The organism is Novosphingobium ginsenosidimutans, from assembly GCF_007954425.1.
Taxonomy (GTDB): domain Bacteria; phylum Pseudomonadota; class Alphaproteobacteria; order Sphingomonadales; family Sphingomonadaceae; genus Novosphingobium; species Novosphingobium ginsenosidimutans.
Map to the genome: position 1 here is coordinate 1,292,048 of NZ_CP042345.1, position 13,578 is coordinate 1,305,625.

Below are 13,578 nucleotides of genomic sequence, written 5' to 3' on the forward strand. Positions count from 1 at the left end.
ACACCTTAGACATTCTCCGGTCAGGAATCTTCGGACGCGCGTTCTGCGGCATCGGCTCCGGGTGCAGTTTCCGCTTGAAGCTCGATCAGGTCATCAAGTTGCGACCCGGCCACGACTTGCTGCACCTGATCCAGTAATGATTCCAGTCGATAGGCGCCCAACCCGTAGATTGCACCGCTCAGGGCCATATCCAACGCGAGCGATAGGGTGAGTTCCGCACCAACCTTTGAACGGTCGAACAATAGCAGGGCGGGATCGTCCGCCAGTGATGCAAAAGGCTGGCTTTGGGAATCGAAGGCTCGCCGAAGGGATGCGGGGTCGGCGATCATTGGACCGCGCAGCAAGGCTACCTGCATAACGTCGCGTTCGAGCGTGAGGAGCTGACGCAAGCCGAACAGCTGCAAGCTGTCCCACAATTGCGGTCGAGCCAACTTGCGCGCCTCAGTGATGGCCGCGAGCGATTCGATGCGGGCAAGTTCGCGAGGATAGTTCGCAGCCAGATTGAAAACCTGGATACCCTTTGGCACCCAAGTCTTGGCCATAACAGCCAGGAAATGTCGCGTGTCGACGGCGGGTTCCGGAAACCAATCGAGCGCCGGATGGTGAGCATCCAGAGAGCAGAGAAGCATTGCAATTGGCGCGTTAGACAAAATCCCGTTCCTCGTGCTCGCGCATCAACGCCCAGGCTGCGCCACTGGCAAATTCCTCCAGCGTGAACTGCGAATAGGCCAGATGGGCCAACCAGCCGTCGCGCTTGGGATAGCGCGGGGATTCAATCATGCCAAAATCGGTGCGGCCAATTGGAGCGGCCGCGCTGGTGGGGGACACAAAAACTGGCGTACCGAGGCAAGCCGCCTCGATTGCAACGTTGGACGAATGGGTGACAAGTGCATGGGCGTCTAACAAAGCTTCCTGCAATGGCAAGAACGGCTCACCGGTGCGCGGCTTAGTTCTGATCAAGATAGGGCGGTCGGTCTCAAGCCGCAATTGGGCCAATGTATCGTCCAACCAGTTCTCGCAGTTGTGCGCAGCCGCAAAAAAGTCGGTCGGCGGACAGACGATGATCGATCTGCCAGATTTGCGCCATGGTTCAATAGTGATTCCCAAATTGCGGAAGCGATCGTCCGGACACTTTCGGACCGGCCCAGCCTCATAGCCATTGCGCGTGATGCGATAGGACTTTCCATGCCCGCGATCGAAATAGGCATGGTCGATGTAGTAGAAATGTAGTCCCTTTGCCTTGGCCCGCGCAATGATTGCGTCGCTGCCGCGCAACACGCCCCATACCACAGGAATGGATCCGAGGGACTCAGTTTCGTCAAGCTCATCCTCGGCATAGGCAATCCGGCAGCCTGCACCTTGCGCGAAGGCAGTAACGACCGGATTCCCGGCACCACCGCGATTGAGAAAAGCACTCAGCATCCAAGACTGGATAGCCGTGGGATTGGTGTGTGCGGTAAGGTTTAGGCCTCGGACTCCGCCGAGCTCAGAGATCAGGTGAACGTCCAGGCATTGCTCGGCCACCGTCGCGAACCGGGGCGGGAGCGGTAGCGAGAGGCCCCCGCGCTCGTCGCGCAAGCACGCCGGCTGAAGGGCCGTCACAACTGACTGACCATCCTGAACGGTCGACACGGCCACCAGGTCCCCTGGCGCAATATTCTCCAGAACGATGCTTTGCGGGCGATAGTGTGCCTTGGTTGGCGCACGCTCCGAATGGCTTGGCGCTGCGACCGAAGCATTGCCAAGTTCGATAGAAGGCTCGCAGAGCGAGCCAAAATGACTTTCAAGCTCGGGTAGCTGCGGCTGGGAAGCTTCGCCTTCGAAATCTTGGACAGGCCCGATCCAGGCGGCTTTAGCCGGCCGTGTAGATGCAGCAAGTCGGCCCCAGTCGGCGTCATCCCAATCCCGGGCGATAAGAATATCGGCCGCAGTGCAGAACGTTCCGGGGAAGCGGAAGCTTACCAGGCGGTTTGTAGCCGGTAGCTTGGCCGAGGAAATTGCCCAATCAGCGGACGATTCAATCGTCACCAGCGAAGCCCAGCCTTCGAGCATTGCTTCGATCCAAGCCAAGCGGGCCGCTGTGCGATCCGGCAGGACCAGCACCACCAACGGCAGCAAGCCCGGAACCTGCAGGAGCTGGAGCAAGCCGGGATATAACGCGACATCCTGGATCGTCTGGATCGGCACCACGATATGGATCCGCGAAAGCGATGGATCTGGTAAATCTGCTTGGCGCATTTTGACCCACGCCTGCCAGGCCATGCGGTTGCGCTGCAGCAGATCGGGGCGCCTGACCTGGAGCAAGCGGTGCAGCGCTGCGTGGCGGAGCGCCTGTGAAATAACTGTCATTGAGCAAGTTCCACGATGCGCGCGCTGAAGCTGTCCCAGTCGTACATGGCAACAGTCGAGCGAACGTCAGTCGCAAGGGTGAATGCCCGCTCCACCAGACTCGCCACATATGCCGGCTCAACTCCATTATCGAAGATAAAGCCGTTCTCTCCTGGCGTGATCAGGTCGGGTGCGAACCCGGTATTGCTCGCAACCGGTACGGCATTGCTCATCATTGCCTCGATCAGCGGGATCGGCCCGCCTTCTAGGCTGGAGATCGAGAGGAACACGTCGAAAGTTCCGTAAATCCCGGGGTAATCACGGTAAGCGGCAGTCCGGTAGGTAAAATTTGGCAGCGCCCGCAACTCTTCGAATCGCGCATAACGATTCCAGTTGCGACCCAGCAGTGTGAATTGCCGGTGCGGCAGGGCCTTGATGACATCCAGCATCAGGTCCGGGTTCTTGCGTTCGTAAAACGATGAGGACAATCCGACACAGCCGTCGCCACGCTGGTGACCTTTGAACAGTTGCGGGTCTGCTGCGCCGAGGACAACTGCTGTACGTTCTGGCGCGAGCCCACGCGACAGCCATACTGTTCGATTTGCTTCGCAGGTGAAGATGACTCGCGTGGTACGGCTGAACAGATCAAGGCTGCGCGCAATGCTCGCTTGCGTCTCTTCGCGGGGGTGGGTGTACCACAGGAAGACTTTGCTGGCCGACAGCTGCTCCGGGTAGCGTCGGTCAAAGCTGTCGAGCAGCGAGAAATGGCTGAAGAACAGATTCCTAGCGGGTGGTGGGGGCGAACGGTGCCCGACCACAGTCCAGCTCCCGGGCTGCCGCGAACCGATCTCTTGGCAGATTGCGTCGAGAATCCAGCCCCGCGCATTGCTGTGGATGATGAAAGCCCAGTCCACCGAGCCATCTGCGTTGAGGCGCTGTGGGTAGGGCCCGGGAGTAGGCCGTTCCACACTGGTAACAGCTGGGCTATCTGCAGTGCAGAAGACGGTCAGGTCGAGGTGCCGGACGTCTTTGAAATCAAGTAGCTCAAGCCCTGATTCCACAGACAAATCGACCACAATCTTGCCATGGGACGAATTCCGTTCACCGATTATGACTGCACTGTATTGCGCGATTGGACCTTCCATCCCGCGCAGCTTGCCTGAAAAAAAGCGGGGCAGGACGCGAGCAGCATGAATAGCGCGGGCGAAACGCGGGTCGGATTCCAGCAGCTCGGTGGAAACAAGCAAGTGGTAATCCAGCCCGGGGGTGTTGTTCATGGCCTTTATGGCTGTAAGGGCATCGTCAAGCTCGTCACCCTGGCCCAGGATAAGTAGCAGGCCGGTGCGGCGGACAGTTGCAGCTTTAACCAAATGTTGCCCGATGGCCCTTGTCAGAAGGACCGACCAGCTGCGAGATAGGATCTCTGGTGAATAGCGATCAAGTATGCGTCGGGTCTGATCCAATCGAGCAGCTATCAGCCGTTCGTTTTCGGGCTTGAGACACAGTTCGAGACAGCGCCGCATGTTCCCAGAAAGGATCAGGTCTTCAAACTCGGCTAGCGCGGTCGATTTGTCTGCGATCACGGGCACGCCACAAGCCAGGGCCTGGACCACTCGATTGGACGATTTGACCGTACAAAAATCATCAGTGCCCGTGGTCAGCAGCGCCGCATCGGCGTTCAGCAACTCCTCATACACTGCGGAGCCGGACCACGGCACGTAGCGCGTTGGGAAGCCGCATTTGTCGACTAGCGCATCGAATACTGGGCGGCTGTTGCTGATCACTACCAACTCCAACGGGACTTCCTGATGGAATTCGCGCAGCGGTCTCAGTCGGCTTTTCAGGCTGAACATCCCAAAATCGCTATGGTGGGCACCATAGTTGCCGAACCAGACGATCCGTTTTTCGCGAGATTCTACTGGTGCCACTTGCACATCGAGGAATCTTGGCCCGTTCCCGACCGGTGGCATCCCGCGAGGAGACCGCCCCGTGACAAACCTCGCTGTGGCAGTGAACAGGTCACTAGTCTCGGCAATATCGGGGATGACATGGCAAGAGCAGGTCGCCCGCCCGGCAGGCCCCAAATAGGCTTCGATCCGCGCAGCCATTTCCGCGCTTGGCACTGTTATTCCAGCAAGGACCGGTAAAACTGCCCGCAAGGCAGTGATTGCAAAACCCGGTTCGTCGCGGTTTGGATAGCTGGGGTGGATCAGGTCGTCGCAAAGATCGAGAAATATGGGCTTGCCCGTGTGTTGCGCCAGGGCGGCAAGATCAATCACGGACCGATCAAGTCGCTTCACCACAATAATGGCGTCAAGCGTGTCGATTTCAGCCTTCAGGTCCTGATAGCGGGTGAAATATACGCTTTCGAAGTCGTCCGCCAGGACCCGGGCGAAGTGGAAGCAGCGATATCGCGCGCTGGCAGAACTAACGTCTACCTTTAGCAGAAACCAACCGATTCGGGGCCGCACGGTTGCGGGCTTGGTCTGCGGCGGAAGCAGCGCGAATCCGGGAAAATGCAGATGCAGACTAGAGGCAGGTTCGGTCATTGGGAGAAGACGGAAATGCCGGCTGGCAGAGCGAAGCGATCATGCAGACTTTTCACAAGAATAGCCAACCCCGGAACAGCGAACTAATCTGCGCGTCGAACATGAAGTGCAGCGCAGCAAAGGCTATGACACGACCGCTGCCTGATCTCAAGCCACAACCATTTCCCTTGAAAGTTAGGAATTAAATCACCTGCACGTCGCACTTGAGCCAACCCCAAACTGCACCTAGGAAGGGCTGTGGCGCAACGATCACGGCTTCGCCGCCCAGCAAACGAAACAGTGCTCAGGACATCCGATGGCGAGGACTAGACTAGAAACTACTGAAAACTCCGGAACTGCGGTTGGGGATTTGCTGGCGAGGTTCGAGCAGGAGCGGCTCGACCACTTGCGACAGATCGAATTGCTGAAGCTGGAGGTCAAGCGTTACCGACAAATTTCGGAAGACGCACAAGGCAGGGCAGCGATGCTTCAGTCCGCGATGGATCGACACATGGCACATTGTGACCGCGACGAAGGCGCGGTCCAGAGGCTTAGGGCGGAGTTGCAGGAGGCAAATGCTCGCCGCAAGGAACAGGTAGCTATCATAGAGCGCCGTGAAGCCAGGATCGAGTACCTATTGAACGGACATTCTTCGGTTCAGAAGAGTTCGGTCGCAAAGGGGGCCAAATGGGACGTCAGGCGGCTTTTCAAGGTTAGGATGGGCAAACGAGCGAATTGAGCGCGAACTCTTCCGGCGACGGCTGCAGCACAAGGGAAATTCTGAATGAAGCACAAGATTTTTGTAGGATACGACAGCCGGGAAGACATCGCTTGGCAGGTTGCCCGCCATTCCTTGCAGCGCCATGCTGCCAACGAGCTTGAAGTTATCCCGCTGCGCCAGACCGTTCTCCGCGAGCTTGGCCTTTACACCCGCCCGTTTGACCCCATGTCGTCGACTGAATTCTCATTGACGCGATTTCTGACGCCCTTTCTTGCCGCACAGGAAGATGGGTGGGTACTTTTCTGCGATTGCGACTTCCTCTTCACCGCCGATGTTCGCATGGTGTTCCACGGGCTTGATACCGCGAAGGCACTTTATTGCGTCCAGCACGATTACACGCCCGCCCACGACATCAAGATGGATGGCAAACAGCAGACAACCTATCCGCGCAAGAACTGGTCCTCGTTTATGTTGTTCAATTGCGGTCATCCCGATGTAAGGGCCTTGACGCCGAGTGTTGTGAACAGTGCGATGCCGGCTTTTCTCCATCGTTTCGAATGGGTCGGCAACGATGATCATATTGGAAGTCTGCCACTCGACTGGAATTTCCTGGAAGGTGAATATCCCAAACCGGAAACCACGCCGCGGGTGATCCACTACACCAATGGCGGTCCCTGGTTCGATAACTGGCAGGAAGTCGACTATGCAGATCTCTGGTTGGCTGAGCGGGATCTTTACCTCGACCAGGTTAACGCCGAAGCGGCATAAGGAGCGTTGGGTGGGCCTTTAGTGCTCACCAAGCCGGTCGCATACCATGCGCAAAGCACGCCGCAAGCCGTGTTTGCGGCGGACTATGAACCAAACTAATGCTTTAAAATCGGGCCAGAGCGTTCGACGGTCGTCAAGGGCCAGATAGGTCTGCCAGAAACCATCGGGACCCAACTCTTCCGGCAAGTTGAACACACCGTGAAAGCCGAATTCTGCGCCAGTCCTGCTTGATCGTTCATAGGAAAAGCGCGCGGCTGTTGTCGGATCGGCAAAGCGGATCCCGAATTCGTGCTGGAGGCGGAGGCGGTGCGTCCGGCAAATGGTCACATCTTCCGGGTGATCGTTAAGGCCGAGCGACTTGCATGCTTCGAGCAGACGCTTGCTCCGCAGGGAGAACCCACCGTTGCCGACAACCGCGCCGTCATCGAACTGCGGCCAGATCGCGCCGATGTAATCGAAGTCTAGAAAGTCTGCATCCCACGCAGCAGGACTGACGACGAAGCCGTCCCATTGCACCACCAACAGATGGCTAGTTGCGACATGCTGCGCCATCTCCCCAGCGAGCATGAAGCGCGAATAAGCCTCGGCGCTAGTCAGGCGTTCAATCGGTCGGATTTCGATCCCTTCCGGCACCAGATCGGGTACTTGATCGGTAAGCAACACCGCTGCACCGAAATCGCAAAGCGCCATGCTATGCTGCATTGCCGCAATTGTTGCTGCGACATTGACCGAGGTCGCCGCGCAGAGCGTGATCTGGGGCAAGGCTAGTCGCGCCATCGCTACAACCCGATCACGAATTGTTCGGAGAACCGGCTAAGTGCCGGGTGATGGTAGGGGTCTACTAGGCGATCAGTGTTCCAACGCTTCTTCAGGCGTGCCAGTTCACCGGCAAAGCGCACTTTCTTTTCGCCGGAATGGTCGGTCCCGCGGCTCTTGGACTCGTGATGCACCAATTCGGCCCGCGGCTCGTAGAGCGTCTGCCAACCCTGGGCATTGAGTTTGAGACACAGATCGACATCGTTGAAGGCAACCGGGAAGCAGTCCTGGTCAAACCCACCAACTGCGAGGAATTTCTCGCGCTGCACAACCATGCAGGCTCCGGTTACTGCGCTGACGAACTGCGGCAGGCTGGCGCGAAGGAAGTAGCCTGGCTCAACGGGGTCATGGCCCCGATGGGCATGGCCTGCACCGCCGCCGACCCCCAGAACCACCCCGGCATGCTGGATCGTCCCATCCGGATATAGCAGGCGTGCGCCAACCGCCCCGACCCGCTCGCCTCGGGCCTGGCCGATAAGATACATCAACCAGTCCGGCCCGATCATCGAGACGTCGTTATTCAGAAAGCATAGAAATTCGCCCCGCGCCTCTGCCACTGCGGCATTGTTGAGTGCGGAGTAATTGAATGGGCCAGGCTGGCGCAGGACCCGAAAGAACGGGGAGTCCAGTTTGTCTAGAAAGGCGATCGTCGCGGGATCGTCCGATCCGTTGTCGATGATGATACAATCTAGCTCTGGATAATTGGACTGCTGCAAGCCTTGCAAGCAGGTCTTCAGCAGTTCCAGCTGGTTGCGAGTAGGAATGATCACGGTCACCGTTGGCGGTGTCTCGATGTGTGGTCGTTGCATGGGCGGCGCGGCCGGATTAGGCCGCACGTGGCGATGGACCAAGATCTGATGCATGTGCCGCGGAGGATTGGCTGCAAGATCAACGGCCTTGCGGGTCAGGGCGCTAATCCAGTCTGGACTTCCAAGCGGCGGCAGACTCCCGAGCAAGGCGCTTTCGAGCCGCACCGCTGCGGCTCCCGAGAGATAGTCGTGATGGCGGAAAAGCTCGGCATTCCAGTCTGGCTTGAAGTGGGGATCATAGCGCCGTCCGCGCCGGTCAATCAGATCGTCGTCACCATAGATTATTGTGCCGGCGCCATGCACTTCGTTTGCCACCAGCGTCAGCGCGCCGGGAGCGAGGCAATCACCAGAATTCAGCATCACTAGCCAAGCGCCGCTTCTGTGCAGCAGATCCTGATAGAGATCGCTCAGTTCATTTGCCCAGCGAAGGCGCAAATCCTGCGGCCCATCCTCGGGCAGCCGCTGCTCTGACAGTCCGCCCACCACCACCACGGCATCCGCTTTGCCCGCGCGGGACAGGGACTTCAAGGTTTGCGCCAGCAGCTCCGGCGTATGACGGGCATCGATTGCAACCACGATTTGCACTGCTGCAGTGGCTGGACCTGTCGCCGGCCAGGTCTTCGCCTCACGTTGCGCCACCCAAAATGGGTAAGCCTGCCGGCTTGATCCGATCAAGGGAGAAAGCAGGTTGCGGCCCCGCACCCGCTTGCCGACAATCAGCCACAACAGCCCGGTAAAGTATAACCGGGGGTGTCGCAGAAAGGCTTCACAGTGGATCGCCAGGAATAGCCCGGCGCAAACTAGCCAGGAGCGGCCCTGCGGTCGGTCTGGAGCAATGCTCATGCTGCAATCATGCGCCGTCCGGCGGCTTCATGCAATTCCACGTTCCTTCAGGATCGCCTCGATTACTGGGGTGTCACTTGGGTTGTTGAGCTCGATTGAATCCCAATCAAGTCGATCGATCGGAACCACCCGAACTGGCAGCCCCATGTCGAGAAAGCGAAGCTGTTCCAGTCCTTCCAGCTCCTCAAGCTCACACGGACTGGCTCCGGCATAAAGCTCAAGGGCGGTCCGGCGATAGGCATAGAGGCCAAGATGGAGGTGCACTGGCGGTTCGCTCGATTCTGCGGCTTTTGTCGGAAGGTAGGGGAGCACCCGCTTGGAGAAATAGATCGCGCGGCCATTGCGGCCTATCACCACGGTAGTTCCGCCTACCCGACCTGCTGCCTGGTCGGCGATCAGGTGCTCATAGACTCCGCGCGAACATCGCACGGCCGGTGTGGCCATCAACGCTTCAGAATCGGCAACTAGGGCATCGACCAACTCGGTCACGATGAAATTGGGCGATAGCGGCGCGTCGCCTTGGAGGTTCACGAAAACCTCGGCTACATCACCCAGCTTGACCGCCGCCTCGGCACAGCGCGCGGTGCCGTTCTCACAGCTCTCCGAGGTCATCACGACCTGGCCACCAAAGGCGGTTACCGCCTCTGCAATACGCTCGTCGTCCGTTGCTACCCAGACCCCGACGCTCCCTGCGACGCTGCTGGCGCACTCCCATGATCGGTGAATTAGTGATTTTGCAACGCCGGTAGCACCAACCAGGGGTGCCAACGGCTTGGCCGGAAAGCGCGTCGAGGCGTAGCGCGCGGGGATGATGATCGCAAAACTCGGGCGGGACATGGGCAACTCGCTCTGCCAGGCTGGGCTTTCAGCTCAGACCAAGCCGCAGGAAATCGTGAATGTGGATGATGCCGGTCGGTTGGCAGGGGCTGTCCTGACTGCCGGATGGAACGACGAAGACGCAAGTGATCTTTTGTTCATTGAGAAAGTGAAGGGCCTCTTCGGCTAGGACATCTTCAGCAATTGTGCGTGGTGTCGCGCTCATGACGTCGCGGGCTAACGAGGATTGTAGGGTTTCAAAATGGCGCCGCAAATCTCCATCGGTGATCACTCCAACAAGCTGGTTGGCGTCGTCAACCACCCCCGCGATGCCAAAGCCCTTGCTGGTCATCACCGTTACAACCTCACGCATCGGGGTATTGGCCGGCACCAGTGGCAGCCGAGAGCGGCCATGCATAATCCGCGAAACCGGCGCAAGGCGCAGACCGATGGCTCCGCCTGGATGGAGTGCGCGCATCCCATCGCGACCGAAACCGCGTAGATCCATCACTGCCATCGCCAGCGCATCGCACAATGCCAGTTGGACCGTCGTCGAGGTGGTGGGGGCGATATTGGCTGGGCAAGCCTCGCGGACATTTGGCACACAGATGCCGATGCTTGCGCGGGTTATCACCTGGGAGTCGGGTCGCGAGGCGATCCCTATCACCAAGACACCCAGTGCTTCTGCGTGATTGAGAAAGGCCCGCAACTCAGCCGTATTCCCCGAGTTCGAGATTACTACCAGCACATCACCTGGGACTAGCATGCCCAAGTCGCCATGCGCGGCCTCGGCCGGGTGCACGAAGTTCGACGGGGTGCCCGTTGCCGCCAACGTGGCAGCCAGCTTGCGCCCAATATGGCCCGATTTACCCATCCCCGTCACTACGACCCGTCCCTTTGCTTGGACGATGGCTTCACAGGCTTCGACAAAATGGGTGTCAAGCGCGCGTGCCAGTTCGCCTAGCGCCTGCGCTTCAAGCTCAATGACCTCGATGCCACGGGTAAGCACCCGACTGGCGGTCTCAGCAGGGTGCAGGAGTGGGTTGGCGGTCATGGCTAGCTGATCCTTGGCATTTGATAGTGTAATGTCACGCTTGGTTGCCGGCAAACTGTTCGCCGATCCGGTCTAGGTAGCGACCATATTCGGACTTTCCGTATCGCGCGACAAGAGCTGCAAACTGTACTTGATCGACAAATCCCTGATTTAGCGCAATTTCCTCCGGACATGCAATCTTAAAGCCTTGCCGCTTCTCCAGCGTGCGGACAAACTCGGCTGCTTCGATCAAGCTGTCAGGTGTACCGGTGTCAAGCCAGGCATAACCACGCCCCATGATCTCCACAGATAGCTGCCCACGCTCAAGGTATGTCCGGTTTACATCGGTGATTTCGAGCTCGCCGCGCGCACTTGGCTTGAGGTTGGCCGCGATATCCACCACCTGTTGGTCATAGAAGTAGAGCCCTGTCACTGCCCAGTTCGAGCGAGGCTGCGCTGGCTTTTCCTCGATCGAAATGGCGCGCATAGACTTGTCGAATTCGACCACGCCGTACCGCTCTGGATCGGTCACGTGATAGGCGAAGACGCTCGCCCCGACCTGGTGCGAAATCGCGCTTTGGAACAAATCTGTACTGCCATGACCGTAAAAAATGTTATCGCCGAGGATCAAGGCCGAGGGACCGCCGGCGACAAAATCAGCGCCGATTATATAGGCCTGGGCAAGACCTTCCGGCTCTGGCTGGACAGCATATTCGATTGTCATCCCCCATTGCGAGCCATCGTCAAGGAGCGCCTGAAAACTCGGAGTGTCACGCGGGGTCGAGATGACTAGAACTTCCCGAATTCCGGCCAGCATCAGTGTTGACAGCGGATAATATATCATGGGCTTATCGTAGATTGGCATCAACTGCTTCGACGTCACCATGGTCATCGGATGAAGTCGCGTGCCCGAGCCGCCGGCCAGAATGATACCCTTCATGTAAGCTTCTCACTTTTCGGGGAAGGCAGCGAAAGTTCGCTGACTATTTGTTCGACTATGTCCTGCCATGGCCGGGGGGCAATGCCGAAGTCGCTGCGAATCTTGGCCGTCCCGAGCCGCGAGTTGCCCGGTCGGCGCGCGCGGGTAGGGAAGTCGGCGCTGGCAATCGGTCTTACCGGCACGGCGGCTCCGCCATGCGCACGGCTCGCCGCCATCACTGCTTCGGCCAGACCGTGCCAGGTCGTACTGCCATCGTTAACGAAGTGGTAGGTGCCGGAAGGGGCAGACCCATCAGCAAGATGGGCAAGAGCAATCGTCCGGAGCGTTGCGGCGATATCGCGTGCGCTGGTGGGGCAACCATGCTGATCTGCGACGACGCTCAGTTCCGGCCGCTCGGCGGCCAGGCGCAACATGGTCTTAAGAAAATTGTTGCGCTGGGCACTGATGACCCAGGCGGTCCGGAGTATGACATGGCGCGGCGCCCCGGCACGGACCGCCAGCTCACCGGCCAGCTTGCTGGCACCGTAGGCGCCAAGTGGTGAAACCGGATCCTCTTCGTGATAGGGTCGATCAAGCGAACCATCAAAGACATAGTCAGTCGATACGTGCAGCAGCGGGATGTCGCGCTGGCGAGCAATGTCTGCCAGCCATGCCGGTCCTTGCGCATTGGCGAGAAAGGCCGCGCCAACGTTGTCTTCGGCGAGGTCTACCGCCGTGTAGGCAGCTGGATTGATGATACAATGCACTTCGCGGCTGGCGAACCAGGCGGCGATGCTGTCACCGGAAGCAAGGTCAAGCTGGTCCCGCGCCGGGGCCAGCACGGTAACGTCAGCGGGCCAAGATTGGCGCAGCAGCTCCAGCCCCACCTGTCCGGTACCGCCTGTCACCAGCACTGTGTAGCCCGACATCGCCATCAACCCTTCAGACCCAGTCGCTCGGTGGCGTAGCGGCGTTGCAGGATTGGCTCCCACCAGTCCTTGCGGGTGAGGAACCAGTCAACAGTCTGGGTAATGCCGTCCTCAAACCGCACTTCTGGTTTCCAGCCCAATTCGCGTGCGATCTTGGCGGCGTCGATGGCATAGCGCTGGTCATGCCCAGGCCGGTCGGCAACGAAGGTGATCTGCTCGGCATAAGACTTCCCGTCTTCGCGTGGGCACCGAGCATCGAGCGCTGAGCAGATGGCACGCACTACTTCGATGTTCCGGCGCTCCGAATTGCCGCCGATGTTGTAGGTCTCACCCGGAACCCCAGCTTCAAATACCCGTCGCAGCGCACGCGCGTGATCCTCGACAAACAGCCAGTCGCGCACGTTCGATCCGTCACCATAAACCGGCAGTGGTTCACCGGCGAGCGCGCGAATAATGATCAGCGGGATGAGTTTTTCGGGGAAGTGATAGGGGCCGTAGTTGTTGGAGCAATTGGTGACTAGCACCGGCAAGCCATAGGTATGGCCCCAAGCCCGGACGAGATGGTCCGAGGCGGCTTTTGATGCTGAATATGGTGAGCGGGGATCGTAGGCGGTGCTTTCTGTGAAAAGGCCTTCATCGCCGAGCGATCCGTAGACCTCGTCCGTCGAGATGTGGTGAAAGCGGAAAGCCGCCTGCCGTTCGGCCGGCAGGGATTGCCAATATCCCAACGCCTGCTGCAACATCGTGAAGGTTCCCACCACGTTGGTCTGGATGAATTCACCCGGACCATCGATCGATCGGTCAACATGGCTTTCGGCCGCGAGGTGTGCGACTACATCGGGCTGGAATTCGGCCAGCAGACTGGCGACCAAGTCCGGATCGCAAATGTCGCCCTGGACAAAGCGATAGCGCGGATTGCTGTCCACCTCTGCGAGCGAAGTGAGCACCCCGGCATAGGTCAGCTTGTCGAGATTCAGCACGTCGTGCACGCTCTCGCCGATCAGGTGCCGGATCAGAGCAGAGCCGATGAAGCCAGCGCCGCCGGTAACGAGGATCTTCATTTCATCA

Annotated in this window: 12 protein-coding genes; 2 read left to right on the forward strand and 10 right to left on the reverse strand. The window is 58.9% G+C overall.

Annotated elements, in window-relative coordinates:
- Positions 1-20: 20 nt before the first annotated feature.
- From FRF71_RS06510 to FRF71_RS06520, 3 genes are read right to left on the reverse strand one after another with little or no spacing between them, the layout of a single operon-like run.
- Entirely contained in the window at positions 21-650 is a 630-nt protein-coding gene (locus FRF71_RS06510) for a hypothetical protein (RefSeq protein ID WP_147089798.1), read from the reverse strand.
- A complete protein-coding gene (locus tag FRF71_RS06515; RefSeq protein WP_147089799.1) occupies positions 643-2,349 on the reverse strand; it encodes a glycoside hydrolase family protein in 1,707 nt (568 codons plus the stop codon). The genes FRF71_RS06510 and FRF71_RS06515 overlap by 8 nt, the downstream gene beginning before the upstream one ends.
- A complete protein-coding gene (locus FRF71_RS06520; protein WP_147089800.1) occupies positions 2,346-4,877 on the reverse strand; it encodes a glycosyltransferase in 2,532 nt (843 codons plus the stop codon). Before FRF71_RS06520 ends, FRF71_RS06515 begins: the two co-directional genes overlap by 4 nt.
- A 385-nt stretch (positions 4,878-5,262) precedes the next feature.
- Here FRF71_RS06520 and FRF71_RS06525 point away from each other — a divergent pair, with 385 nt between their 5' ends.
- Both FRF71_RS06525 and FRF71_RS06530 read left to right on the forward strand, forming a co-directional pair.
- On the forward strand, positions 5,263-5,595 hold the full coding sequence (locus FRF71_RS06525) for a hypothetical protein (protein ID WP_147089801.1): 333 nt from the start codon (positions 5,263-5,265) through the stop codon (positions 5,593-5,595).
- Between the two features lie 45 nt (positions 5,596-5,640).
- The gene (locus tag FRF71_RS06530) at positions 5,641-6,345 is read left to right on the forward strand and encodes a glycosyltransferase (RefSeq protein WP_147089802.1); all 705 of its coding nucleotides are present in this window, start codon (positions 5,641-5,643) and stop codon (positions 6,343-6,345) included.
- An 18-nt stretch (positions 6,346-6,363) separates the two neighbouring features.
- Here the strand turns inward: FRF71_RS06530 and FRF71_RS06535 are convergent, their stop codons facing one another.
- The 7 genes from FRF71_RS06535 to rfbB all read right to left on the reverse strand — a co-directional run bounded on the left by FRF71_RS06535 (position 6,364) and on the right by rfbB (position 13,571).
- Positions 6,364-7,107, reverse strand: a complete 744-nt coding sequence (locus FRF71_RS06535) for a DUF5672 family protein (protein ID WP_238339477.1) — start codon at positions 7,105-7,107, stop codon at positions 6,364-6,366.
- 17 nt (positions 7,108-7,124) lie between these two features.
- Positions 7,125-8,696, reverse strand: coding sequence for a glycosyltransferase family 2 protein (locus FRF71_RS06540; RefSeq protein ID WP_238339478.1), 1,572 nt, complete (start codon positions 8,694-8,696; stop codon positions 7,125-7,127).
- Positions 8,697-8,840: 144 nt separating this feature from the next.
- The gene (locus tag FRF71_RS06545) at positions 8,841-9,650 is read right to left on the reverse strand and encodes a 3-deoxy-manno-octulosonate cytidylyltransferase (RefSeq protein ID WP_147089805.1); all 810 of its coding nucleotides are present in this window, start codon (positions 9,648-9,650) and stop codon (positions 8,841-8,843) included.
- Positions 9,651-9,678: 28 nt separating this feature from the next.
- A complete protein-coding gene (locus FRF71_RS06550; protein WP_147089806.1) occupies positions 9,679-10,683 on the reverse strand; it encodes a KpsF/GutQ family sugar-phosphate isomerase in 1,005 nt (334 codons plus the stop codon).
- A gap of 34 nt (positions 10,684-10,717) precedes the next feature.
- On the reverse strand, positions 10,718-11,602 hold the full coding sequence (rfbA, locus tag FRF71_RS06555) for a glucose-1-phosphate thymidylyltransferase RfbA (protein ID WP_147089807.1): 885 nt from the start codon (positions 11,600-11,602) through the stop codon (positions 10,718-10,720).
- Positions 11,599-12,510, reverse strand: a complete 912-nt coding sequence (rfbD, locus tag FRF71_RS06560; protein ID WP_147089808.1) for a dTDP-4-dehydrorhamnose reductase — start codon at positions 12,508-12,510, stop codon at positions 11,599-11,601. Before rfbD ends, rfbA begins: the two co-directional genes overlap by 4 nt.
- Positions 12,511-12,515: 5 nt before the next feature.
- The gene (gene rfbB, locus FRF71_RS06565) at positions 12,516-13,571 is read right to left on the reverse strand and encodes a dTDP-glucose 4,6-dehydratase (RefSeq protein WP_147089813.1); all 1,056 of its coding nucleotides are present in this window, start codon (positions 13,569-13,571) and stop codon (positions 12,516-12,518) included.
- Between the last annotated feature and the right edge of the window lie 7 nt (positions 13,572-13,578).